The organism is Marinobacter sp. LV10MA510-1 (genome assembly GCF_002563885.1).
Classification (GTDB): domain Bacteria; phylum Pseudomonadota; class Gammaproteobacteria; order Pseudomonadales; family Oleiphilaceae; genus Marinobacter.
Genome location: NZ_PDJA01000001.1, coordinates 2,579,073 through 2,602,899, shown reverse-complemented (window position 1 = coordinate 2,602,899; position 23,827 = coordinate 2,579,073). Strand labels below are relative to the sequence as shown.

The 23,827-nt window shown below is 55.6% G+C and carries 24 protein-coding genes and 1 pseudogene; 13 read left to right on the top strand and 12 right to left on the bottom strand.

Annotated elements, in window-relative coordinates; all coding sequences use genetic code 11:
* Positions 1 to 46 precede the first annotated feature (46 nt).
* The 3 genes from ATI45_RS12475 (at position 47) to ATI45_RS12465 (ending at position 2,189) form a co-directional block, all read left to right on the top strand.
* Positions 47 to 253, top strand: coding sequence for a bacterioferritin-associated ferredoxin (locus ATI45_RS12475; RefSeq protein ID WP_007350329.1), 207 nt, complete (start codon positions 47 to 49; stop codon positions 251 to 253).
* Positions 254 to 347: 94 nt separating this feature from the next.
* A complete protein-coding gene (gene bfr, locus ATI45_RS12470) occupies positions 348 to 824 on the top strand; it encodes a bacterioferritin (RefSeq protein ID WP_007350328.1) in 477 nt (158 codons plus the stop codon).
* Between the two features lie 9 nt (positions 825 to 833).
* Positions 834 to 2,189: a phosphomannomutase/phosphoglucomutase gene (locus tag ATI45_RS12465; RefSeq protein ID WP_036184448.1), complete on the top strand. Its 1,356-nt coding sequence runs from the start codon at positions 834 to 836 to the stop codon at positions 2,187 to 2,189.
* A gap of 117 nt (positions 2,190 to 2,306) precedes the next feature.
* On the opposite strand, the gene ATI45_RS12460 is transcribed toward ATI45_RS12465, so the two are convergent.
* Together ATI45_RS12460 and ATI45_RS12455 are read right to left on the bottom strand one after the other, a co-directional pair.
* Entirely contained in the window at positions 2,307 to 3,464 is a 1,158-nt protein-coding gene (locus ATI45_RS12460; RefSeq protein WP_098419766.1) for a phospholipase A, read from the bottom strand.
* Positions 3,465 to 3,522: 58 nt separating this feature from the next.
* Positions 3,523 to 3,858, bottom strand: coding sequence for a hypothetical protein (locus tag ATI45_RS12455; protein ID WP_007350325.1), 336 nt, complete (start codon positions 3,856 to 3,858; stop codon positions 3,523 to 3,525).
* Positions 3,859 to 4,056: 198 nt separating this feature from the next.
* On the opposite strand from ATI45_RS12455, the gene ATI45_RS12450 reads away from it, so the two are divergent.
* Positions 4,057 to 4,470: a c-type cytochrome gene (locus tag ATI45_RS12450; protein WP_007350324.1), complete on the top strand. Its 414-nt coding sequence runs from the start codon at positions 4,057 to 4,059 to the stop codon at positions 4,468 to 4,470.
* Positions 4,471 to 4,515: 45 nt separating this feature from the next.
* On the opposite strand, the gene rep is transcribed toward ATI45_RS12450, so the two are convergent.
* A complete protein-coding gene (gene rep / locus ATI45_RS12445) occupies positions 4,516 to 6,534 on the bottom strand; it encodes a DNA helicase Rep (protein ID WP_098419765.1) in 2,019 nt (672 codons plus the stop codon).
* 184 nt (positions 6,535 to 6,718) lie between these two features.
* On the opposite strand from rep, the pseudogene ATI45_RS12440 reads away from it, so the two are divergent.
* The 3 genes and pseudogenes from ATI45_RS12440 to gshA form a co-directional block, all read left to right on the top strand.
* Positions 6,719 to 6,904 (top strand): annotated as a pseudogene (locus ATI45_RS12440) (EAL domain-containing protein); the annotation flags it as partial.
* A gap of 60 nt (positions 6,905 to 6,964) precedes the next feature.
* Positions 6,965 to 9,322 (top strand): Tex family protein, encoded by a 2,358-nt coding sequence (locus ATI45_RS12435; RefSeq protein ID WP_098419764.1) that lies wholly within the window; start codon positions 6,965 to 6,967, stop codon positions 9,320 to 9,322.
* A gap of 78 nt (positions 9,323 to 9,400) precedes the next feature.
* Positions 9,401 to 10,957, top strand: a complete 1,557-nt coding sequence (gene gshA, locus ATI45_RS12430; RefSeq protein ID WP_098419763.1) for a glutamate--cysteine ligase — start codon at positions 9,401 to 9,403, stop codon at positions 10,955 to 10,957.
* A gap of 15 nt (positions 10,958 to 10,972) precedes the next feature.
* On the opposite strand, the gene ATI45_RS12425 is transcribed toward gshA, so the two are convergent.
* A complete protein-coding gene (locus ATI45_RS12425) occupies positions 10,973 to 11,416 on the bottom strand; it encodes a flagellar basal body-associated FliL family protein (protein WP_098419762.1) in 444 nt (147 codons plus the stop codon).
* Positions 11,417 to 11,484: 68 nt separating this feature from the next.
* On the opposite strand from ATI45_RS12425, the gene ATI45_RS12420 reads away from it, so the two are divergent.
* Together ATI45_RS12420 and rsd are read left to right on the top strand one after the other, a co-directional pair.
* On the top strand, positions 11,485 to 12,015 hold the full coding sequence (locus ATI45_RS12420) for a disulfide bond formation protein B (protein WP_098419761.1): 531 nt from the start codon (positions 11,485 to 11,487) through the stop codon (positions 12,013 to 12,015).
* Positions 12,016 to 12,129: 114 nt separating this feature from the next.
* Positions 12,130 to 12,612 (top strand): sigma D regulator, encoded by a 483-nt coding sequence (rsd, locus tag ATI45_RS12415; protein ID WP_098419760.1) that lies wholly within the window; start codon positions 12,130 to 12,132, stop codon positions 12,610 to 12,612.
* A gap of 71 nt (positions 12,613 to 12,683) precedes the next feature.
* On the opposite strand, the gene ATI45_RS12410 is transcribed toward rsd, so the two are convergent.
* From ATI45_RS12410 to ATI45_RS12400, 3 genes are all read right to left on the bottom strand, one after another.
* Positions 12,684 to 13,400 carry an FKBP-type peptidyl-prolyl cis-trans isomerase gene (locus ATI45_RS12410; protein WP_098419759.1) on the bottom strand — a complete coding sequence of 239 codons (717 nt, stop codon included), beginning with the start codon at positions 13,398 to 13,400 and terminating at the stop codon, positions 12,684 to 12,686.
* A gap of 174 nt (positions 13,401 to 13,574) precedes the next feature.
* Positions 13,575 to 13,958: a DUF4124 domain-containing protein gene (locus tag ATI45_RS12405; RefSeq protein ID WP_098419758.1), complete on the bottom strand. Its 384-nt coding sequence runs from the start codon at positions 13,956 to 13,958 to the stop codon at positions 13,575 to 13,577.
* Positions 13,955 to 14,515, bottom strand: a complete 561-nt coding sequence (locus ATI45_RS12400; RefSeq protein WP_098419757.1) for a TIGR02444 family protein — start codon at positions 14,513 to 14,515, stop codon at positions 13,955 to 13,957. Before ATI45_RS12400 ends, ATI45_RS12405 begins: the two co-directional genes overlap by 4 nt.
* A 37-nt stretch (positions 14,516 to 14,552) precedes the next feature.
* Between ATI45_RS12400 and ATI45_RS12395 the strand changes: the two genes are divergently transcribed.
* Positions 14,553 to 16,493: an ATP-binding cassette domain-containing protein gene (locus ATI45_RS12395; RefSeq protein WP_179888408.1), complete on the top strand. Its 1,941-nt coding sequence runs from the start codon at positions 14,553 to 14,555 to the stop codon at positions 16,491 to 16,493.
* Positions 16,494 to 16,556: 63 nt separating this feature from the next.
* Here the strand turns inward: ATI45_RS12395 and ppx are convergent, their stop codons facing one another.
* Complete coding sequence (ppx, locus tag ATI45_RS12390; protein WP_098419756.1) at positions 16,557 to 18,098, bottom strand: exopolyphosphatase; 1,542 nt, start codon at positions 18,096 to 18,098, stop codon at positions 16,557 to 16,559.
* A gap of 279 nt (positions 18,099 to 18,377) precedes the next feature.
* On the opposite strand from ppx, the gene trxA reads away from it, so the two are divergent.
* Together trxA and mobA are read left to right on the top strand one after the other, a co-directional pair.
* Complete coding sequence (gene trxA / locus ATI45_RS12385) at positions 18,378 to 18,704, top strand: thioredoxin TrxA (RefSeq protein WP_018402620.1); 327 nt, start codon at positions 18,378 to 18,380, stop codon at positions 18,702 to 18,704.
* A 114-nt stretch (positions 18,705 to 18,818) separates the two neighbouring features.
* Positions 18,819 to 19,424 carry a molybdenum cofactor guanylyltransferase MobA gene (mobA, locus tag ATI45_RS12380; protein ID WP_098419755.1) on the top strand — a complete coding sequence of 202 codons (606 nt, stop codon included), beginning with the start codon at positions 18,819 to 18,821 and terminating at the stop codon, positions 19,422 to 19,424.
* An 8-nt stretch (positions 19,425 to 19,432) separates the two neighbouring features.
* On the opposite strand, the gene ATI45_RS12375 is transcribed toward mobA, so the two are convergent.
* The 4 genes from ATI45_RS12375 to moaB form a co-directional block, all read right to left on the bottom strand.
* The gene (locus tag ATI45_RS12375) at positions 19,433 to 19,915 is read right to left on the bottom strand and encodes a molybdenum cofactor biosynthesis protein MoaE (RefSeq protein WP_098419754.1); all 483 of its coding nucleotides are present in this window, start codon (positions 19,913 to 19,915) and stop codon (positions 19,433 to 19,435) included.
* A 3-nt stretch (positions 19,916 to 19,918) separates the two neighbouring features.
* Positions 19,919 to 20,179: a molybdopterin converting factor subunit 1 gene (gene moaD, locus ATI45_RS12370; protein ID WP_098419753.1), complete on the bottom strand. Its 261-nt coding sequence runs from the start codon at positions 20,177 to 20,179 to the stop codon at positions 19,919 to 19,921.
* Positions 20,180 to 20,181: 2 nt separating this feature from the next.
* Positions 20,182 to 21,396: a gephyrin-like molybdotransferase Glp gene (gene glp / locus ATI45_RS12365; RefSeq protein WP_098419752.1), complete on the bottom strand. Its 1,215-nt coding sequence runs from the start codon at positions 21,394 to 21,396 to the stop codon at positions 20,182 to 20,184.
* An 83-nt stretch (positions 21,397 to 21,479) separates the two neighbouring features.
* Positions 21,480 to 22,052: a molybdenum cofactor biosynthesis protein B gene (gene moaB / locus ATI45_RS12360; RefSeq protein ID WP_098419751.1), complete on the bottom strand. Its 573-nt coding sequence runs from the start codon at positions 22,050 to 22,052 to the stop codon at positions 21,480 to 21,482.
* Between the two features lie 450 nt (positions 22,053 to 22,502).
* On the opposite strand from moaB, the gene rho reads away from it, so the two are divergent.
* On the top strand, positions 22,503 to 23,765 hold the full coding sequence (gene rho, locus ATI45_RS12355) for a transcription termination factor Rho (protein ID WP_098419750.1): 1,263 nt from the start codon (positions 22,503 to 22,505) through the stop codon (positions 23,763 to 23,765).
* The last annotated feature ends 62 nt before the right edge of the window (positions 23,766 to 23,827 follow it).

The following is a 23,827-nucleotide window of genomic DNA, read 5'->3' as shown; positions in this document are numbered from 1 at the left end:
ATGTTAATAATTATCACTAACATTTAATCGCGTAAGTGAGAGCCCTATGTATGTCTGCCTTTGCCACGGCGTAACCGATCGTGATATCCGTGCCGCAGCGGACAACGGTGTAACGTCCATGCGCCAGTTGGGTAAAGAACTGGGCGTGGGCACGCAGTGCGGCCGCTGTGCACAAACCGCTCGCGAAATCCTCCGCGATCACAGCTCTCCGGATTATATGGCTCTGGCGGGTATGCTGGCCCACCCGGTTTGATTACCCGACCAGGTTTATCATTCCAGCGATTTTAACTATCGCCATAACGCGCTATTCTTGCCTGACGTGATGAAAATCTTTAGGGAGAGGCGCTATGAAAGGCGATAAACAGGTTATTCAGTTTTTAAACAAAGTGTTGGGCAACGAGCTGACGGCCATCAATCAGTATTTTTTGCACTCACGCATGTACAAAGACTGGGGCATCGCTAAGCTTGCCGCTAAAGAGTACGAAGAGTCTATTGACGAAATGAAACACGCCGATCAGCTGATCGAACGCATCCTGTTTCTGGACGGCCTGCCGAACCTGCAAGATCTGAACAAGCTGATGATTGGTGAGCACGTTCAGGAAATGATCGAAAGCGATCTGAAAATCGAACACCTTGCACACAAAGATCTGAAAGATGCCATCGTTCACTGCGAGTCTGTTCAGGACTACACCAGCCGCGAGCTGTTCCGCAGCATTCTGGACAGTGAAGAAGAGCACATCGACTGGCTGGAAACCCAGCTGGAAATGATCAGTCAGATGGGCATTCAAAACTACATCCAATTACAGTCTGCCGCAGCGGAGTAAATGTCGACAATGGATCTGTCCTGCTTTAAAGCGTATGACCTTCGTGGCCGTGTTCCAGACCGGCTGAACCCTAAGCTCGCGGAGCTTATTGGCCGTGCCTATGTGGAAGTAACCGGCGCGAAAAAAATCATTGTTGGCTATGACATTCGCTTGTCTAGTCGCGAGATCAGCCAGGCATTGTGCTCGGGTTTAATGGCTGCGGGCGCAGACGTGTACGACATCGGCCTGTGTGGTACCGAAATGGTGTACTTTGCCACCAGCCATTACGACATGGATGGCGGCATTATGGTAACCGCCAGCCATAACCCCCGTGACCACAATGGCATGAAAATGGTGGGGCCAGAATCGCGGCCGATCAGTTCAGACAATGGCCTGAACGACATCCGTGACCGCGTCTTGGAACCGTTTGCGGATGCCCAAGATCAGGGCCGTTACGAAACCCTGGAAACCATGAACGCCTATATCGATCACCTTTTGGGCTATATTAACGGTGCAGATCTAAAGCCGCTGAAACTGGTGGTTAATGCTGGTAACGGCGGTGCCGGGCTGGTGATTGATGAGCTTGAGGCGCACGTGCCGTTCGAATTTGTGAAAGTACACCACAACGCAGACGGCCACTTTCCCAACGGTGTTCCCAACCCGATACTGGAAGAAAATCGCGCAGCCACCGCAGATGCGGTAAAAGCCAGTGGCGCTGTCATGGGCATCGCCTGGGACGGTGATTACGATCGCTGTTTTTTCTTCGATGAAAATGGCCGCTTTATTGAAGGCTATTACATTGTTGGCCTGTTGGCCGATCAGTTTCTGCGCAAGACCGGCCCGGGTAAGATGATTCACGACCCGCGCCTGATCTGGAACACGTTGGACCTGGTTGCGGCTGCTGGCGGAGTTGCCGTCGAAAGCAAAACCGGCCATGCGTTCATCAAGCAGCGTATGCGCGATGAAGATGCGGTGTACGGCGGTGAAATGAGTGCCCACCATTATTTCCGGGATTTTGCTTATTGCGACAGCGGCATGATTCCATGGCTGCTAGTGGCCGAGCGCTTGTGCCAGGCTGGTTGCACGCTGTCATCGTTGATTGATGCCCGCATTGAAGCCTACCCGGCCAGCGGCGAGATTAACCGTACGATCGCAGACCCCGCTACTGTCATTGCCGCCATCGAAGCAAAATACGGCGCCGAGGCGAAGAGTGTGAGCCACGTAGACGGCGTGAGTGTGGAGTACGACCACTGGCGCTTTAATCTGCGGATGTCCAACACCGAACCGGTGGTAAGGCTGAACGTGGAGTCCCGTGGCGATATACCGTTGATGCGAGAGAAAACCGACGAACTGCTGGCGGAAATGGAGCGTTTGAACGCCCTGTAAACGTGATTGTAATTTGCTCTGTGGAATCTGTGCAAAGGCCCTACCGGACAATCAAACCGGGCAGGGCCTTTTTGCTTATTTATACTTCTGGTCCTGTCCCTGGCGCTGCGCTAAGGTTTACAGCCAGTCGTTCAGCATAATCCCCAATCCGACCCTCTGAATGCGCTCGTTATAGTCAATCAGGCTTTCACCGTAACCGTTGTAATAATGCACGAAGCCTTTGATGGTATCGCCCATGGGGAAGCTGTAGCCAAACTCTACCGAGGTTTTGTTGTCTGAGGTGCGCAGGTTGTTCAGCAGCTTCAGTGAGAAGGTGCGGTTTTCCGTCAGTTTGTACACTGCGTGGTAACTGCCATGGCCCAGATAGCTTTCAATATCGTCGTTGTCGTCGGTGTTGCCGTCTGGCAAGCGTATCCAGGGTTTAACCATGAACAGCCAACGGTTGTAAGTGTAAGTTCCCATGCCAACAATGCGGTTCCAGCTGCGCGAGCGCGGCTCGGCCTGACCGTTTGACTGGTGGTTAATGCCCAGATTCACCGTATTCAGGCGGCCCGGCCCAATGTCCCAGTCGGGTTGGTAGCGCAGGAATAGTTCAGGCTCGTAGTTGGTTTCACGAAACGGCGCGGACTCATCCTGATTGTAAAGCTGCCAGAAAGACTTCTGGGTGTAGCCGAACCAAAGCGTAGTGCGTTTATCCATAAAGCCGGTGAGCAGCGGAACTTTGAAGCTGATTTGGTACTTGGCTTCTTCCTGCTTAAGGTCGTAATCGTAGCCGGTCACGCCCAGGCGCGGGCTTGTGGGCGTCTGGTTTGGTTGGTCAGACCAGGTGATTGGCAGAATGTAGTTCGGGCGGTGGCGAATAAAGCTGCCAGAGAATGAAAACAGGGATTCTTCCGCTTCCAGGTAGCGGTCCAGAATCGACGACATCACCGCAGTTTCGTCGTTTGCTCCTGGGTTATCCAGTGCTTCTTCCATTGCCCGTTTGCTTGGTGGTAGTGCCTCGGTGGCGATTTCGACCCGCTGCCGTTGCTCGGTGCTGGCGTTGTCGCGGGCCTGATCAGGCTGGTAAATCTCATCGAAACAGGCCAGGCGCTGCAGTCCATCGCGAATCAGTGCGCAGTCTTGGGCGGACAGCGGTTGATCTGCCATGGGCTCAGCGTCGGTTTGGGCACTGGTCGCAGGCGCCCAGGCCAAGGTGCACAATGCGGCGGATAGTGCCGTTGCCAACACGTGGCGGCGCTGCCGGATAACTGTTAACGCAGGTGTGAATAGCATGGTGGTAATGTCTCTTTGACCTTTAGCGGAAGAAAAACGGCGTGCAAATGGTGGCGTTTTACTGGGCGTTCAGGCTGATCCAGGTATTTGCTATGCCGTATAACCACACACTGGACATAGTCAATGCCAGCAATGCGAAAATCAGTTTAGGACGATTTTGCCGCTCTGCGCCTGCGGTAACCACCCAGCGCAGGTACATCAGGCCAATAAAACTGGTAAAAACCAGCAGGCTGGCCACAGCAGGTATCAACAGCCAGGCGGGCGCCAGAACTTCGCCCGGCGGCGTACTGTAACCAAACCAGATCATAGAACCCAGTAGTGTAGCTAGCGCGGTAAACTCTAGAATTAAGAGCGGCTTGCGCAAGCGGTGAGAAGAGTGACTGAGTTCTGTCATGGTGAATTCCTGAGCGATAAACGGGCCTGGAACGTATGGTAACCATAACGGCGCGACAGGTCTTGTGATTTACCAAATAGCAACAAACGGTGCTGAAATTGATGTATCAGTCTGCGTGTTGGTTTTTTTGCCGACGCACAGCCGCTATAATGCGGCAACTTATTATTATAACGCTTGAATGCGAGGTGCATTGTGAAGATGAAGAGAATTCTGGCCGCTGTTCTGCTTGGTTTTGGTCTGACAGCCGGCGCCGTTATGGCAAATGTTGATGACGAAATTCTGTCCCGTATCCAGCCGGTAGGCAGTCTCTGCTTGCAGGGTGAAGATTGTGGCGCAGCGGCAGCTCCAACGGTTGCAGCCAGTGCTGGCCCTCGCTCTGGCTCGGAGGTTTATGGTGCCGTTTGCCTGGCATGCCACACCACGGGTGCAGCCGGTGCGCCGGTTATTGGTGACGCCAGTGCCTGGGCGCCGCGTGTCGAGCAGGGCCTAGACACGCTAATCTCCCACGCTATTAATGGCTATAACGCCATGCCAGCGAAAGGTGGTTGTGCCAGCTGCCCGGATGAAGAGATTGCTGCAGCCGTTGAACACCTGGTGGCAGAGAGCAAGTAACACTGCGTAAAAGCCGGGCCGTTCGCCGATGCGGGCTGCCCGGTGTCAGGCGCCCAAGTCCCCCAACAGGGCGCTGAGCGTCGCTTTTCCCTTCTTTTGGTTCACTTCGACGTCTGCTTCCCCTAAACCCAGCCAGCGCACATCATCTTCCGGTAGTTCGTCCAGGAAGCGGCTTGGAATGGTCTCCATTTTTTCGCCATATTGCCGGCGCGACGCAGCATAGGTCAGGGTCAGGGTTTCTCGCGCCCGGGTAATACCCACGTACATCAGCCGCCGTTCTTCCTCGATATTTTCTTCTTCAATGCTCATCCGGTGCGGCAGAATTTCTTCTTCCAGGCCGATGATGAACACGTGGGGAAACTCCAGGCCTTTGGAAGCGTGCAGGGTCAGCAGCTGTACTTTATCGCTGTCGTCCTCTTCCTCGCGCTGCTCCATCATGTCCCGCAGAATCAGTTTGGTAATGGCGTCTTCCACGCCAATTTCGTCCGCGGTGCCTTTACCATCGTCAAGCATGCGCTGGATGGAATCCACCAGATACCAGATATTCTCCATGCGCCGCTGCGCCTGTTTGGGAGAGCCAGAATGCTGGTGCAGCCATTCCTCGTACTCTATATCGGTAAACAGCTGCTTGATGACCTGCACAGGGTCATCGCTGTGTAACCTTTCACAGGTAGCGCCTGCCCAGTGGGCGAAGCGACGCAGACGCTCCAGGCCCTTGTCGGTCACGTGGCTTTGCGCGCCCATATCGCCCAGTGCTTTGAACAGGCTGACGTTGCGAGCGCGTGCGTAGTGGCTTAATTGCTCGAGTGTACGTGGGCCAATCTCCCGGCGGGGCACGTTAACCACCCGTAAAAACGCGGCGTCGTCCGTGGGATTGATCAGCAAGCGCAAATACGCCATGGCGTCTTTGATTTCGCTTTTGGCAAAAAACGACTGGCCGCCGGAAATGCGATAGGGAATTTGATAGGCCTGAAGCTTCACTTCAAGCAGTCGGGCCTGATGGTTACCCCGGTACAGCACCGCAAAATCTTTGAACCCCAAGCCCTGCTTCAGCTTCTGATCCAGTATTTCGGTGGCTACACGCTCGGTTTCTGCTTCTTCATTGCGGCAGCGGATGATGCGGATTTCTTCGCCAATGGCGTGATCGCTCCACAGCACTTTTTCAAAGGCGTGTGGGTTGTTGGCAATCACCGTGTTGGCGGCCCGCAGTATGCGGCTGGTGGAGCGGTAATTCTGCTCGAGCTTAACCACTTTCAGGCTGGGGAAATCCTGTTCCAGCTGTGCCAGGTTCTCTGGCCGCGCTCCGCGCCAGGCGTAAATCGACTGGTCATCATCACCCACTACGGTAAAAGCGGCGCGCCCTGCCACCAAGAGCTTCACCAGCTCGTATTGGCACACATTGGTGTCTTGGTACTCATCCACCAGCATGTAACGAATTTTACGCTGCCATTTCGCCAGCACGTCCGGGTGCTGGCGAAACAGCATCACCGGCAGCAGAATCAAGTCATCGAAGTCAACGGCGTTGTATGCTTTCAAGTACTCGTTGTAGTATCCATAAATGATGGCGATTCTCTGTTCACGCTCGTCTGCAGCCTTGCTCAGTGATTCGGCAGGCGTACGCATGGCGTTTTTCCAGGAAGAGATGGTCATCTGTACCGGGTTGAGCTCATCGCCAGCATCGGTGCTGCCATGGGTTAGCATCAGATCCTGCAACAGGGCTTTGGCGTCCTCGGCATCAAAAATGGAAAATCCCGGGTGATAGCCCAGGTGGTCATTTTCCTCGCGGATTATGTTCAGGCCAAGGTTATGGAAGGTGGACACGGTTAATCCACGGGTTAGCTTTCGAGCGATGATGCGGCCAACACGCTCTTTCATCTCTCGTGCGGCTTTGTTGGTGAAGGTCACGGCGGCTATATGCCGGCCAGGAATACCCAGTTGTTCAATTAGAAACGCAATTTTGCGGGTAATTACGCTGGTTTTGCCGCTGCCGGCCCCCGCTAGTACCAGCATGGGGCCATCTGCATAGCGCACGGCTTCGCGTTGTCGGGGGTTCAGTTTTGTCACGGCGTCACAGCAGCCTGGTTGCAAAGTGCGTTAATATCGTGCTTATTCTACAGCACCCGGGCAATCGGCACCCTACCGGAAAGTCAGCTATTGTTAATGAATTGTACGGCTTGAATTACTGCGCATTGGTGCAGAAAATCTTACAAACTCATGGATTCGCAGATGGTATCGCCTTTCGTTTTTTTTGATCAGCCTCGCTCACAGCCTGAAAATGAGCGTAGTAGCAGAGGGTGTGGAAACCTACGCCCAGATGGAGTTTTTACGGCAACTGAACTGTGACCACGTCCAGGGTTACTATTTTGCTCGGCCGATGCCTTGGGGTCAGTTGCTACAGTTCCTCCTTAATCAGAGGCAGTCTGCTTGCCTGTAATCCTGTGCCGCTGTACCTTTGCCACTTTGTTTGTCAGCGAACGTGATTAGCAGAGGTAGCATGAACAGTATTTCCCAACGCATTGCGAATGAGCTCGGTGTACGTGAAGAACAGGTCAAGGCCACCGTTGAGCTGTTAAACGGCGGTGCGACTGTGCCCTTTATTGCCCGCTATCGCAAAGAGCTGACCGGCGCGCTTGACGACATCCAGTTGCGAGCCCTGGAAGAGCGCCTGCGCTATCTGCGCGAGCTGGAAGACCGCCGCGCCACCATCCTCACCAGTATTGACGAGCAGGGCAAACTGACCGATGTGCTGAAAGCCAGCATAAACGGGGCAGACACCAAAAACCGCCTGGAAGATCTTTACCTGCCTTACAAGCCCAAGCGCCGTACCAAAGCCCAGATTGCCCGTGAGGCCGGTCTTGAGCCACTGGCCGATGGCCTTTATAACGACCCTACACACGTGCCAGAGGTTTTGGCAACGCAGTTCGTTAACGCCGATGTGGCTGACAGCAAGGCTGCCCTGGAAGGCGCCCGTGCCATCCTGATGGAGCGTTTCGCAGAAGACGCCGAACTTTTAGCCCAGCTGCGCGGTTTCATCTGGCAGCAAGGCCAGTTGAAAGTCACCGTTATTGCCGGTAAAGAGGCCGAAGGCGCCAAATTCCGTGATTATTTCGATCACAGCGAAGCGTTAAAAAAAGTACCGTCACACCGCACTCTGGCTATTTTACGCGGCCGCAACGAGGGCGTTCTGAGCTACACCATTGCCGTTGGCGAAAACAGCGACGATCGTCGCCAGCCGCACCCGGCAGAATCTTACATTACAGCCCACTGGAATATCCGCGATCAGGGCCGGGCGGCCGACAAATGGCTGGCCGAAGTGGTGCGCTGGACCTGGCGGGTTAAACTGTCTGGCCAGCTCGAAACCGACCTGATAGGCCAGATTCGAGAGGCCGCCGAAACCGAGGCTATCCAGGTATTCGCTGATAACCTAAAAGATTTGTTGTTGCTGGCTCCGGCCGGACCACGGGCGACTCTGGGCCTGGACCCAGGCCTGCGTACCGGTGTAAAAGTAGCCGTAATTGACGGCATAGGGCAAGTGGTGGACCACGGCGCTATATTTCCCCATGCCCCACGAAATCAGTGGGACGCCTCGATAGAGCAATTGGCCAAATGGTGTCGCCAGTACAACATCGAACTGGTGGCTATTGGTAATGGCACTGCCTCGCGGGAAACCGATAAATTGGTGGCCGATCTGTGCAAGCGCTACCCGGAACTGAAATTGGCGCGCATTGTGGTCAGCGAATCGGGTGCGTCTATTTATTCAGCATCGGAATTCGCCTCGCGGGAATTGCCGGACCTGGATGTCACCATTCGCGGCGCGGTATCCATTGCCCGGCGCTTGCAGGACCCGTTGGCGGAACTGGTTAAAATTGAGCCAAAATCTATTGGTGTGGGCCAATATCAGCACGACGTATCGCAGGTACAGCTATCGCGCAGCCTGTATGCAGTGGTAGAAGACTGTGTAAACGGCGTAGGAGTCGATCTGAACACCGCGTCGGTGCCGCTGTTAACCCGTGTATCTGGGTTAAACCCAACCATTGCCCAGAACATCGTGGATTATCGCAGCCAGAATGGCCAGTTCCGTAACCGCAAGCAGCTGATGAAAGTGCCGCGTCTGGGTGCCCGCAGCTTCGAACAGGCGGCGGGCTTTTTGCGCATCAGCGATGGTGATAATCCGTTAGATCGGTCTTCGGTGCACCCGGAAGCTTATCGCGTGGTGGAAACCATCGCCGCTAAAAATCACCGGAATATGAACAACCTGGTGGGTGATGGAGCATTTTTGCGCAGCCTGAACCCGCAGGATTATGTGACCGAGCAGTTTGGCTTGCCTACGGTCAAAGACATCTTCGCCGAGTTGGAAAAGCCGGGGCGCGACCCGCGGCCGGAATTCCGCTTCGCCAGCTTTGAAGAAGGCGTAGAAACCCTGGAAGATCTGGAGCCGGGAATGGTGCTGGAAGGGTCTGTCACCAACGTCACCAATTTTGGCGCCTTCGTGGATATTGGCGTGCACCAAGACGGCCTGGTTCATATATCGGCGTTGGCAGACCGTTTTATAAAAGACCCGCGGGAAGTGGTGAAAGCGGGCGACATCGTAAAAGTGAAGGTGATGGAGGTGGATATTCCGCGTAAGCGCATCGCTTTGACCATGCGCATGGGTGATCAGCCTGGCCAGCAGCCGGCTGAACGGCCCCGTGGTGACAAAACCCCAAGCCCAAATCGCAACACTGCGGCTGGCGCGCGTAAACCGGCGCCGGCTGCAAATCAGAGTCAGAATCAGAATCCGGGTCAGGGTCAAGGTGCCATGGCTGGAGCTCTGGCTCAGGCCATGGCGTCGGCCAACAAGCGCGACCGTTAATTTACTCGGCAACTTTACTTGGCAACTTTACTTGGCAACTTTACTTGGCAACCATAGCGGTTGCAGCAGGAGTTTTTCATGGCTCAATCACGCCATCACATATTTCAGCAGTTTGCCGCCAACGAGTGGCAGGGCTTTCGTAAAGGCGTTGAAAAAGAAGGTCTGCGTGCCGATGCCAGCGGCTTCATCGCACAAACCCCGCACCCGCACGCTCTGGGTTCGGCGTTAACCCACCCACGCATTACCACCGATTATTCGGAATCTCTGCTGGAGCTGATTACGCCGGTGTATGACACCACCGCCGGCATGCTTGAAGCGCTGGGCCACACCCATCAATTTGTGCAGCAGAACTTGGGTGACGAGGTGTTCTGGGCCGCCAGTATGCCTTGCGGTCTGGATGGCGACAGCAGTATTCCCATCGCCAATTACGGCACCTCCAACGTGGGTAAGATGAAGCACGTGTATCGCCAGGGTCTGGCGGTTCGCTATGGGCGAATGATGCAGAGTATCGCGGGCACCCATTACAATGTGTCGCTACCTGAAGAGTTTTGGCAGCAGTGGCAGCAGGCTGTGGGCGGCAGCGAGCTGAGCCTGCAAGATTTCAAATCCGAGCAGTACTTCTGGCTGATTCGTAATTTCCGCCGCCGCAGCTGGCTGTTAATGCTGCTGTTTGGCGCCTCACCGGCGCTGGATCAGAGTTTTGTCGCCAACGTGCGGCACAACCTCAGCAGCTTCAATGCAAATACTTTTTACGGTGAACAGGCCAGCTCGCTGCGCATGGGCGATTTGGGTTATCACAACAATGCCCAGGCATCCCTGAACATTTGTTTTAACGAGTTGAAAACCTATACCCGCACCCTGGAGCGAGCCATTCACACGCCTTGGCCGCCCTACGAAAAAATGGGTATAAACCGCGACGGTGAATACATTCAGCTCAATACCAATGTGCTGCAGATTGAAAACGAGTATTACAGTGCCTTACGCCCTAAGCGCACTGCCGCCAGTGGCGAAAAACCCATCCACGCGTTGATGAGCCGCGGGGTGGAGTACATCGAGGTGCGGTGTCTGGATCTGGACCCGTTTGCAGCCGTGGGTATTACCGCACCGCAAGTGGATTTTCTTGACCTGTTCCTGTTGGATTGTCTGTTACAGGACAGCCCGCGGATTGGTGACGATGAGTGTGCCCTGCTGGATAACAATTTCAAAGATGTGGTTGCACATGGACGCGGGCGCAACCTGGCGTTGCAGCTGGGCAATCGCAGTGTTAACGCCGGAGAGACGGCGCTTGAGCTTCTGGATTCACTGCAGCCACTGGCGGAACAGCTCGACGGTTGGAATGGTGACGCCACCTACGTGCGGGCTCTGGCGGAGCAGCGGAAAAAGTTGGAAGGCAGTTGGTGTTTGCCATCGCAGCAGGTCCTGGATGCAATGACCAGTAGTGGTCTGGGCCACCGCGACTGGGCGCTGGAAATGTCCCACCAGCACAAACACAGCTTGCTCGCGCAGCCGCTGCCAGGCGCTGTGCAGCAGCAATATAAAGAGTTTAGCCTTGAGTCCTTGCAACAGCAGCAACAGATTGAAGCCGCCGATACGCTAAGCTTTGCCGATTACCTGCATCAGTATCAGCAAAGCTGAACACCGGAGTGTTGGTTATTTCTGCACGACAAACTCGGTGAACAGCACGCCGCTAACAATTTCACCGGTGTGCTGGTTTTCCAGTACCTGATTAACGCGGGCCGTGGCTTCAGTTGCCAGTGTCTGCTGCGTGTCTGGGCGGGTAAGGGCATCAACATCGCTTTGTTCGCCAAACAGCAGCACCAGCTCATGGCGCATGCGTGGCATGTGGGCTTCTACGGCGGGGCGAGTGGTGCTGGCGCCGGCGCGTAAACTAACACTGGCTTTCAGATAGGAAAGCTTGCCGCCTGGTGGCCCTATGTGGGTCACAAACGCGGGCTCCAGCGATATATAATCGGTAATGGTCGGTTCTGCTGGTTCAGCCGGTTCGTCGGGCTCTTCACCGTAGGCGAGAACTGCGAGCGCCATCAGAAATAGGGCGATGAAGATTTTTGGCATCATTTTTTTCAATACAGTCATAACCCTGATAACTCTGATAACCGCGATAGTTTCACAACGATTATTACAGTAACAGGCTGGTAGCACAGATGCAGTCCCATTCCTATTTTCGAGGTGATCTCTTGACCAACAGAATCATGTTTGCCGTTATTTTTCTGGTGTGTGCCGCACTGCTTGCGGTGGCATTTTATATGGAACATGTGATGGGGCTGGAGCCTTGTCCTTTGTGCTGGTTACAGCGGTTTGCTTTCATGGCAGCCGGGTTGGTCAGCCTGTTGGCGTGGCTACACGGCCCGGGGCCGATCGCCACACGGATATACGGTCTGTTTTTGGCGCTGGCTGCGGGCACGGGGTTGGGCTTGGCCAGTCGCCAGCTCTGGCTGCAAAGCTTGCCTGCGGACCAAGTGCCGGCTTGCGGCCCATCGGTGGATTACATGCTGGATGTGCTGCCTTGGTCGGAAGTACTGGCGACCGCGGTTCGCGGGACCGGTGACTGTGCGGCGGTGGTCTGGCGTTTTCTGGGCCTGAGTATTCCGGGGTGGAGCGCGCTGTTTTTCGTTTGCGTGGCGCTGGTGGGTCTTTATCTGTGTTTGCGCCCCGCGCCGAAGCGGCCTTGGTAAGACCGCAGCCACAAACGGTTGCGGCTGGTCACTGCCATAGGGTAACTTGCATAGACTTATGTTGAAGTTCAGAAGGCATCAGCCAGATAGAACACCAAGTGGAGTACAGGCGTTATGTTGGAGCATTGTCGAAATGCCCGTGAGCGGTGGGGTGGGGTCAGTGATCTGATCGACCGTTGGCTTAAGGAGCGTCAGGATGTACTGGTGCGGTATTGTGAGCTGTCTGCTGAAAACGACTATTCCCAGACCGAAAGCCTGAGACCCAAACTGGTTCTGCTGTGCGAAATGCTAATGGATTACGTTTCCGCCGGGCACTTTGAAATCTACGAGCAACTGGTGCGCGAGGCGCGAGAGTTTAACGACGACGAGGGCCTGGAACTGGCCGCGAAGGTATATCCGCGTATTACCGAAACCACCCAGGTGATTCTTGATTTTAATGACAAGGTAGATGGCCGCGACCTTTCCGAGTCGGAAATGCAGGCGCTGTTTACGGAGTTATCGCGAGTGGGTGAAATCCTGGCCAGCCGTTTTGAGCTGGAAGACCTTCTGATTGCTCATCTGCATACTGCCAATGCAGACAAGGTAGAGCCCGCCTGAAAGAGCGGTTGGCAAACCTGGGCGGCGAGTTCTAGAAACGTCGTCGCCCAGGTGCTAACGACAGCAAACAGTTATTGGGCGCTGTCCGGATTAACCGCCAACAGTTTCACGTCAAAAACCAGTGTTTCATTGGGGCCAATTGCGCGGTTGCCGCCCGGGCCATACGCCAGGTCTGACGGAATATAGAGTTTGTAGCGCGCGCCTTCGCTCATCAGCTGCAAGCCTTCTGTCCAGCCGGGAATAACCTGGTCCAGGCGGAATGAAACCGGTTCACCGCGCTCGCGGGAGCTGTCAAACACCTCGCCACTCAGCAGTTCGCCCGTGTAATGGACTCTTACCGTATCGCCGGTGCCGGGTTGCGGGCCATTGCCAGCTTCAAGCACTTCGTACTGCAAGCCGGAGTCCGTGGTTGTCACGCCTTCGCGCTCGGCATTTTCAGCCAGAAAGGCGTTTCCCGCATCCATATTTTTCTGTGCCATTCCTTCAATCTGTTTGGCTTGATCTTCCTGCAGCTGCTGCTGGTAAGCCATCAGCGCTGCCTGGATTTCTTCCTGAGTCATCCGGCGCTGTTCCTGGTCGCCGTTGTTGCCGTGCTGGATTCCCTGCAGAAACTGCTCCATCTGAAGGTCTGGCAGGTCGTTACCCATACGCTCGCCCATAACAAGACCCATGCCGTAGCTGACCTTTTCGCTGTTGGATTCCAACGCAGGGTCTTTCGGTGCTTCTTGAGCGGAAGAGCAGCCTGCAACAAGGCCGGCAATCGTCAGTGCAAACAGTGTTTTCTTCATGAATCTATCCTTCGTATTAGTAAATGAGCCGCAATGTCCGGACTTGGCCGGCGCTGGCTGATTGAGGGTAGTCGATGTAATGCTGGCGCAAAAGGTACCTATATCGCCGGCTTTACGCCACTGAACATCTGTTAATGGCCGGGCAAAAAATCACGTTACTGCCCGAAGCACCTACTAACTGCCTGAAGCGCCTGCGCCCATGTTGAATGGTGCGGTATACGGTGTCTGCCAGCCAGCTCCAGGTTCAGCACTGCCAGTCACGCCGCGGGACGGAGTCGGCCGTTCTATGGCCAAGGTGTTCCAAGGCCCCCGAGGCGGTGGCTGGTCAGCATAGTGCCAGTTACCATCGGTATCCTGCCACTTGAAAATGATGTCCGGCGACTCAATCACCACTGAGTCTGGAACCAGCGTTTCGAAGGCGGGAATGTCTGTTGGCTTTGTTTCTTTAGCCAACGGCTGTGCTACTTGTTGCTCGGGGGTTCCCAAGCCAAGCACGATCAGCAATACCAATACGCCCAGGGCAGGAAAGGCTAGTCGTACCAGCCATTTAATCATCATGTTGATTGCGCTCCGGGGCGCGAAAAAGTCAAAGCAGACGCTAGTTGATGAATATCTGAGGCAGCTGCCCGTGCGCTGTCTGCACAAGGCGCCGCTGCTGTAAGATTGCCGATGATCAAAATGTCGCGATCTTGCATTGCCGGTTTTTCTGTTTCAGTATTCAGTACTTGCCACGCCAGAGCGAGTTCGACACGCTCTGCTTCAAGCTCCAGGCGAGCCACGCCTGCGCGCAATTCATAACAACTTTCCGACTCTTTCGGCAGCGCCCTTTTTACATCACGCAGTGCCCCGGTTACACGGTTGCGCCACTCTGTTACCGTAACGGCTTCTAGCCCGGTGTAAGTTCTGCGCTGATTCGCCAGCCAGGCCGCACATAGAATGCGGGTCACACTCCAGCCTTGTTGTTGTAACAACAGGCAGGCAGATGCTACTCCCGGTTTTTGCCAGCATGATAAGGCAAAAGACCAAAGCTTTGTGTCGGTCTGCAAATCTGCCGGCAGTGCCAGGCTGGCCGAGGTTTGCGGTATGATCGCGATATCGTCCGGTGCAGTGTCCAAGGCTTCCCTGAAATTATTAAAGTGCCAGAATTAAAACATGTTAACAATTAATGATCTTAGTTTACAACGAGGCGGTGCGTGGTTGCTAGAAGGCGTCAGCCTGACCGTGCAACCGGGCCAGCGCATGGCCATTGTGGGTGCTAACGGCGCCGGCAAGTCCAGTTTGTTCCAGCTTTTATTGGGTGATTTGGCGCCAGAGCAGGGTCATTTTTCTCTGCCCGGAGGCTGTCGCATCGCTCACATGGCGCAGGAAGTGGCGGCGACCGGGCGTAGCGCGCGGGACTTTGTATTAGACGGTGATTTCGACTTGCGTCGTCTTGAACACGAACTGGCACGAGCGGAAGCCGCACAAGACAACCTGGCCCAGGCCCGTGTCCATGGCGAGCTAGACCTGCACGAGGCGTGGTCTGCATCGCGTCGCGCTGAGACTCTGCTTCGCGGCTTGGGTTTCAGTGATGGTGATGCTGATCACCCGGTATCGAGCTTTTCTGGTGGCTGGCGGATTCGTCTGAATCTGGCTCAGGCGCTGATGCGCCCGTCCGATCTGATGCTGCTGGACGAACCGACCAACCACCTGGACCTGGACGCCTGTCTTTGGCTGGAAAACTGGCTGCGGCGTTACTCCGGAACCCTGTTGTTCATCTCCCACGATCGGGATTTTATGGATCGTGTCGCGACACATGTTGTGCACTTTGATCGGCGTGATCTGGCACTGTATAGCGGTAATTACTCAGCTTTTGAAGTTCAGCGCAGCGAGCGCCTGGCACAGCAGCAGGCCGGATTTGAGCGTCAGCAGGTGCGTATTGCTGAAATTCAGCGTTTTATTGACCGATTCAAGGCCCAAGCCACTAAGGCTCGTCAGGCTCAGAGCCGAGTGAAATCTTTGGAGCGCATGGAAAAAATTGCGCCTGCACACATTGATTCACCGTTTAATTTTCAATTTCCTTTAGCCGAAAAAGTGTCAAACCCGCTGCTGAGTATTCGTTTGGGCCAGGCCGGCCACGGTGACGTGACGATTCTGCGCAACCTGAATCTGAGCCTGTTGCCGGGCAGCCGCATTGGCCTGCTTGGCCCTAATGGCGCGGGTAAATCTACCCTTATGGACAGTCTGCGGGGTGAGGCCACGCTGATTAACGGTGAGCGCACCTGCGGCGAGCATCTGGCCATTGGTTATTTTGCCCAGCATCAACTCGAATCTCTGGATCTGGACGCCAGCCCATTTTTGCACCTGCAGCGTTTGAGCCCGCGGGCGTCGGATCAGAGTATTCGCAATTTTCTCGGTGGTTTTGACTTTCATGGCAATGCGGCCCTGTCACCGATACGTTCTTTTTCCGGCGGCGAAAAAGCTCGGGTGGCGCTGGCGGTGATCGCCTGGCAACGGCCCAATCTTCTGCTTTTGGATGAGCCTACCAACCACCTTGATCTAGAAATGCGCCAAGCGCTAACCATGGCCCTGCAGAACTTTGATGGGGCCATTGTGGTGGTGTCGCATGATCGCCACTTGCTGCGCAACACCGTGGACGAGTTCTGGTTGGTGAACGATGGCCGCGTTGTTGAGTACCAGGGCGACCTGGAGGATTATGAACGCTGGTTGGCTGATCGCCGCAAAGACGACACCGAGGCACCCAAGCGGCAGTCTGTTGCTGCAGAAGGTGGCCAGGACGCGGCAGTCAACGGTGAAAGTGCCGATGACCGCAAGGCCCGCAAGCGCGCCGAGGCGGCCGTGCGCCAGACAATCAGCCCGTTTCGCAAACAGCAGGCCACACTGGAAAAACAGATGGACAGCATGCAGGCTGCGCTGGCGGAGATGGACGCCGAGCTGACCAATCCGGCGCTGTACAGTGACAGCGGCAAACAGCAGTTGAAAACGCTGTTGGGACGGCAGGCCGAGGCGCGCCAAAAAATGGCAGCTGTAGAAGCCCAGTGGCTGGAGGTCAGTGAAACGGTTGAAGCTCTGGAAGCGGAACTGGAAAGTTAAGGTTGTTTTGCCACTTTGCAGCAGAAACCGGCGCTTTTGGCCGGTTTCCTGTTCGGTGACTTCTTATTCAGTGATTTTTTGTTCGGTAATAATGTCCAGGCTGAAGTCCTGCCGCAGCAGGTAGTCCCGTTCGTTTTCGAGGTCTGCCAGGGTGAGTGGGCGCTGTTCCAGCCAGCCCTCCGGGAAGCGGATGCTGAGCTTGTTCGCAGACGCTTCCAGCGTCAGCTCTGGTGGTTCTTCCAGATTGCGGGCGTGCTGCAGCAGCACACCCAGGCGCACCAGTATGCATAGATAGCGCAAGCGGGGGACCTCTTCCACTAAGGCTCCCGCCCAAATGGCTGCGGTAAACTTGCGCCTATGCCCACGCACCAAGGCCGCCAGATCCCACTGGAACTGCTGAGTAAAACCGGGTAAGTCCGAATATTGTAAAAGATAAGCGCCGTGCTTGTGATACTGACTGTGTGAGATGGTTAAGCCGATTTCATGCAACTTGCAGGCCCAGCGCAGGGTGTCTTCGTCACTGAAACTGTTTATCTTCCAGGTTTCTGCGACCTGTGCCCAGGCAGCCACTGCGCTGGCTTCTACGGCGGCGCCGTGCAGCTGGTCAACGTGGTAGCGTTCTTGTAACGCGGAAATGGTTCGTTCCCGCACGTCTTCATGGCGTATTCGCCCAACAATTCCGTACAATAGGCCTTCGCGCAGCGCGCCATCGGCAAAACTCATGGTTTCAATGCCCAGTGACTGAAACGCGCCCATTAGAATGGCGAAACCGCCAAGAAAAATACTTTGCCGGTCTGGGCGTACACCCAGTTCGCCTAACCGCTCAACGTGGCCCATGCTGACCAGCCGTTTACGCAGTTCCTGCATAGCTTCCAGGGTAATGGTGCCATCGGTAATCTTGAGCGTGGCCAGAACCTGGCCAATGGCTTTTACCGACCCTGAAGAACCCACAGCGCTTTGCCAGCCCATTGCCCGATACTGGCGGCGAATACTCTGCAGCTCTTGCTCGGCGTGGGTGATGGCGTTATCTAAACTGCGACGGCTGATTTTTCCGTCCTGGAAGTAGCGATTACTAAACGACACGCAGCCCATGTGCATGCTTTCCAGGGCTTCCGGCTCAAAGCGCTGGCCAATCACGAATTCGGTGCTGCCACCGCCTATGTCGATCACCAACCGGCGGCCGGTGTCGTCAGAAAGGGTGTGGGCAACGCCCAGATAGATCAGTCGCGCTTCCTCGCGCCCGGCAATCACTTCTACCGGGTAGCCCAGCACGTCCTCAGCGCGGCTGAGAAACTCGTTGGCATTGCGAGCAATGCGCAGGGCGTTAGTGCCAACAATTTGCACGGCTTCCGGTGGCATGCCCTGCAGGCGCTGGGCAAAGCGGCTCAGGCAGGCCAGGGCTCGCTCTTGAACTTCGTCGGTCAGACGGTTCTGGGCGTCAAGCCCGGCACCTAGCTGAACTTTTTCGCCCATTTTTTCCAGGGTACGAATTTCACCGTGTACCAGGCGCGCGACCACCATGTGAAAGCTGTTTGAGCCCATATCGATAGCGGCAAGCATATCAGGAGGCGCGGAAACGTTTTCGGCGTTGGGTTCTGCCGTCACGGGGTTATGAATCCTTGTGGGATGAACGTAGGGCGTACTATAGCGATAACCCGAGGGCCTGTCAGCCAGCCTGGCCTCATCTGGTTTAACGGGCAGGGATTTACCCCGCCTGTCAGCGAAGACTTCACAACAGACGGAGCAATGGCGTAAAGTATTGGTTAATGAAAGCATGGTTCACGAAGAGAGCGTGGGTTATCGCGCAGTTTTCAAAATGACAGCGATAGTCAATACAGCTAACTGCATCTGTTACCGGGCAGATGCCAGAAACAGGAAATGAGAATGAGCGCAAATATTGTTAACGTAACCGATGCTTCTTTTGAACAGGACGTACTGCAGTCTGACGTGCCGGTACTGGTGGATTACTGGGCTGAGTGGTGTGGCCCCTGTAAAATGATCGCGCCGGTGCTGGAAGAAATTGCCGAGGAATACGCCGGCAAGCTGAAAGTCTGTAAACTCAACATTGATGAGAACGAGCAAACGCCACCCAAGTTCAACATTCGTGGTATTCCTACGTTGATGCTGTTCAAGAACGGCAATGTAGACGCAACCAAAGTGGGAGCTCTGTCTAAGTCCCAGCTGGCAGCGTTTCTGGACAGCAATCTCTGATTACATAGCCGACTGAAAAGCCGACTGAAAAGCCAGGCTGAAAAACCGCCCCGGAGCGCTGCTCTCGGGCGGTTTTTTTATGGTGCCAGGCAATACGGCCATAAAGGGAAAGTGATGAACGCTGATACCAACGATTCCCAAGCGCCCTCTCTGGTAGCCGGTCTGTTGCTGGCAGGCGGCGCGGGTACAAGAATGGATGGCAAAGACAAAGGCATGATGCACTGGCGTGGCAAGCCCATGGCAGTCTGGGTTGCAGAAGCCCTGAAAGCCGCAACCGGTTCGCTGTTGATCAGCGCCAACCGTTCCCTGGAGGAATACAGCCGTTTGGGAGACGTGTTCACTGACGCCCCAGAGTTTGCCGGGCAAGGGCCACTGGCGGGCCTGTTAGCAGGTTTGCGGAAGGCCGAGGCCCGTGGAAACGGGGCTGTGCTGGTGTGCCCCTGCGACACGCCGGGCGTTACCCCTGCGCTAATGCAGCTGCTGCTGCAGGCTTGGTACAGTGCCCCCGGTCAGCCAGTGATAGCCCGGTGCGACGGGCGCGACCACCCGTTGCACGGAGTTTATCCGGTGGCTATGGCGGCTGCACTTGAGCAGCAGCTGCGTAATGATAACCGCCGCGTTATGATGTTTGCCCGCAGCCAACAGGCTCAGTCTGTAGATTGCCCTGCGGCCTCTGAGCTGTTCACCAACCGCAATCGGCCGCAGGATCTGAAGGACTAACGTTCTTGCTACCAACCTTCTGTGCGCGCAACGTCTGACGCTTTCTGCTCGACCCAGTGCTCACCTGCGTCTGTCAGCTCTTTCTTCCAGAACGGCGCCGAAGTTTTTAGTGCGTCCATAATAAACTCGCAGGCGGCAAAGGCATCGCCCCGGTGGGCACTGCATACACCTACAAACACAATCTGTGACTGCAGGGGCAATCGGCCTATGCGATGTATCACTCGCGCTTTGCGCACATCCCAGCGCTGGCCAGCCTGTGCGACCAAATCACTGATGACCTGCTCGGTCATGCCCGGGTAATGTTCCAGAAACAGTCCGGTTACGCCCTGGCGATCACCGCTGTCGCGAACCAGTCCGGTGAATGTGGCGATAGCGCCCGTGCCCGCGCCGCTGTCGCGCAGTTGCGCGTATTCCTGCGTCGCATCAAAATCCGAGTTTTGGATACTGACGCTGGGCACAGCTTGCGAGCAGACAGAAGAATTTTGTGACATTCACTAACCTCCTGTGACGGGTGGGAAAAACGCGACTTCATCACCTGGTTTAACGGGTGATTGTGGTTTTGCCATGGCCTGGTTGATGGCGATCATCACCGGTTGGCCGGTGTTCAGCTGGGTCCAGGGCCCACCGCGGTTGGCCAGGGTGGCCAGCAGGTCTGCGGCGGTCTGGCCTGCGGGTGCCGGCATGGTTAAATGTTCGATGCCCAGCTCTTCGCGCAGGCGGGCAAAAAAACGGACGTTAAGGGTCTGTTCAGGCATGGTCAGCTCACCAATTCAGAAAACGGAAAGTAAGTGATGGTGTCGCCAGGGCTCAGGGTGCTGTGTTCTGGAACTACTGCCAGGCCATCAGCCCAGCAGGCTGAACTGAGAATACCGGAACTCTGGTTGGGGAACGCTTTGATGATGGTAGTGCCACGATCCTGCTCCAGCCTTGCTCGCACAAATTCCCGCCGCACGGAGGCCGGCGCCACGCTGAATCCGGCCGCGACCTGCTGCCCTAAAGGATGGATCTGCAGGCGCCCCTGGCGTTGGCGAATATACGGCATGCCTACCACCAAAAATGTGACCAGCACCGCCGCTGGATTGCCGGGTAAGCCCAGTACCGGAGTGCCGCCGATATCGCCAAACGCCAGCGGCTTGCCGGGTTTGATCGCCATGCGCCACAGTGATAGCTGGCCGAATTCTTCCAATACTGCGCGCACGTGGTCTTCTTCACCCACAGACACGCCGCCACTGGTGATCACCAGGTCGGCGGCTTTGGCTGCCCGTTGCAGAGTTGATCGGGTACCCTCGCGGGTGTCCGCCAAGCTCTCACACAGCACGACTTCGCAGCCTGCTTGATCCAGCAGGCCTAACAAGGTGTAGCGGTTGGTGTTGTAGATCTGACCGGCTTCGAGCGGTGTGCCCGGGTCAACCAGTTCATCGCCGGTGGTGAGTATCGCCACTTTCAGCTTTTCGAACACTTCAACGTCGGCAATGCCCATGCTGGCCAACAGGCCCATTTCCTGGGGGCGAATCAGGGTGCCTTGGGCCAGTGCCAAGTCGCCCGCGGTCAGGTCCTGGCCGCGACGGCGGATGTTCTGATCGAGCTTTACGTCGCCGTCGATCAGCACGCCATCGGCATCAACCCTGGTACGTTCCTGCATCACAACGGTATCGGCACCTGACGGGATTTCAGAACCCGTGAAAATCCGTGCGGCGGTGCCGGCAACCAACGCCCCTGGTGCCTGGCCGGCGGGAATGCGCGCCGAAATCAACAGCGGCTTTCCCGGCTGAAAATCCTCTGTGCGCAGAGCATAGCCGTCTACCGCGCTGTTATCGGCTGGCGGCACATCGGCGGGCACGGTGTAGTCCCGAGCCAACACCCGGCCCAGAGTCCGGTGAACCGGGATAAGCTCAACCGCCGCTGGCGGCGTGGCAAGGGTCAGCAAATGCTGAATGGCATTTTCAACGGGGGTCAGATCGACGGCGGCCATGGTACCTGCTTTCTTTGTTAGGGGTGGTTAGGCGTGAAAATCGGATAACTGATGGGCTGTTAACGCGATTTCTACCTTATTTGCTAGCGCAGAGCGCGCTTACCAATCACTTGATTCAGACGCTCTGTTACCCGCTCCGGCTTGCGCCCGACCAGTGCAGAGAAATTGCAAGGGCCGTGGCGGCTGTCCAGTTGGGTGGACAGAATACCGTTCCAGCCGGTGCGACAGGCGCCGGTAGAGCCAGGCAGGCAGAATATGACCGTATGATTGGCCAGTCCGCCAAACGCTCGGGACTGGATGGTCGAAGTGCCAATTTCTGCGGCCGACAAGCGGCGGAATTCTTCGCCAAAACCTTCGATGGTTTTGTCCAGCAAGGGCCCAAGGGCCTCTGGCGTACTGTCGCGCTCATGAAAGCCGGTGCCGCCAGTAATAATAACGGCATGAACCTGTGGGTCGGCTATCCAGCCGCTGATCAACGCACGCATCAAATAGACATCGTCTGGCAAAATGCGCCGTGCAATCAGATTGTGGCCGGCCTCGACCACGCTGTCTTCCAGAAACTGGCCGGAGCTGTCCTGGCTTTCGCCGCGGGTGTCGGACACTGTCAATATGGCAATATTCATAGGAATCAGTTCCTGGCTTGGCTTGCTGCTCATGGGCGGCTCCTGTTTTCGGCGATAGAAAGTGTGAAAAAGTGTGGTCTTTAGTATCCGCATCGCGGGGCGTTAATGGAAGGGGAGTAACTCTTTGTGGGGAACAGCCCAAGACGCAGAGGCACCGTACAACGCTTACCAAACCGCCCAAGGCAAGCCTTTGAATGTAAGCGAAGCCAGAATAAAACGGCCTGAACGCGCAATCCGTTGCGAAATTGGTGGTTTTTTCGGCTCTGGCCTTGACATTCGGCGCCGAGGTAGCAGATTATCGTTCTTGCCCGGCGAACGATTGTTCCCACTCTCTGGCTTCTGTACTCATATTCCGGACTTTATTATCTCCCGGTTGCTCTATCTGGCCAGCATCCCGTTCTTTAGACTGTATTATCAATCCGTTCCGGGGCACCCCTTCACCCTAACGCTCGCTTTCTTCCATTCCTGAAAATTCAATAAACTATGAATCTTACTGAACTCAAACAGAATTCCATGCCCGAATTGCTCGAAATTGCGCAAGAAATGGGCCTCGATAATCTTGCACGCTCGCGCAAGCAAGACGTTATCTTCACTATACTCAAACGCCACGCCAAAGGCGGAGAAGACATCTACGGCGATGGCGTACTGGAAATTCTGCAGGACGGTTTTGGTTTCCTCCGTTCTGCGGATGCGTCCTACCTGGCGGGTCCTGACGACATTTACGTGTCACCCAGCCAGATTCGCCGCTTTAATCTGCGCACTGGCGACACCGTTTCCGGGAAAATTCGCCCGCCCAAAGACGGCGAGCGCTATTTTGCGCTGTTGAAGGTCAGCGAGATCAACTTCGACAAACCCGATAACGCCCGTAACAAGATCCTGTTTGAAAACCTGACCCCGTTGTTCCCAGACGAGCGCATGCATCTGGAAGCCGGTAACGGCAGCACGGAGGACTTGTCCTCCCGTGTATTGGATCTGGTTGCGCCTATTGGTAAGGGCCAACGTGGTTTGATTGTGTCGCCGCCCAAGGCCGGTAAAACCCTGCTAATGCAGAGTATTGCCCAATCAATCACCCGTAACCATCCGGAATGTCACATTATTGTGCTGCTGATTGACGAGCGCCCGGAAGAAGTAACGGAAATGCAGCGCACCGTGCGCGGCGAAGTGATTGCGTCAACCTTTGACGAGCCGCCAGCCCGGCACGTACAAGTGGCAGAAATGGTTATCGAAAAAGCCAAGCGCTTGGTTGAGCACAAAAAAGACGTGGTTATCCTGCTGGATTCCATTACCCGTCTGGCTCGGGCCTACAACACCGTGATTCCATCCTCCGGCAAAGTACTGACCGGCGGTGTTGACGCCCACGCCCTGGAAAAGCCCAAGCGTTTCTTCGGCGCCGCGCGTAATGTGGAAGAAGGCGGCAGCCTGACCATTATTGCCACGGCTCTGGTAAACACCGGTTCCAAAATGGACGAAGTGATTTACGAAGAATTCAAAGGCACCGGCAACATGGAGATCCACCTGGATCGCAAGATTGCCGAAAAGCGTACCTACCCGGCCATCAACATTCGCAGCTCCGGCACCCGCCGCGAAGACCTGCTGATGAGCGAAGCCGACATCCAGAAAGTGTGGATACTGCGCAAGCTGCTGCACTCCATGGACGACGACACCGCAGCCATCGATTTTTTGCTGGATAAGCTAAAAGACACCAAGACGAACGACGAGTTCTTCCAGTCTATGAAGCGCCGCTAAGATTTCTTGCGCATTTGTTTGGGGTGTTGCGCCGTGCCGGAGGAAAGTTTTCCCCCGGCACG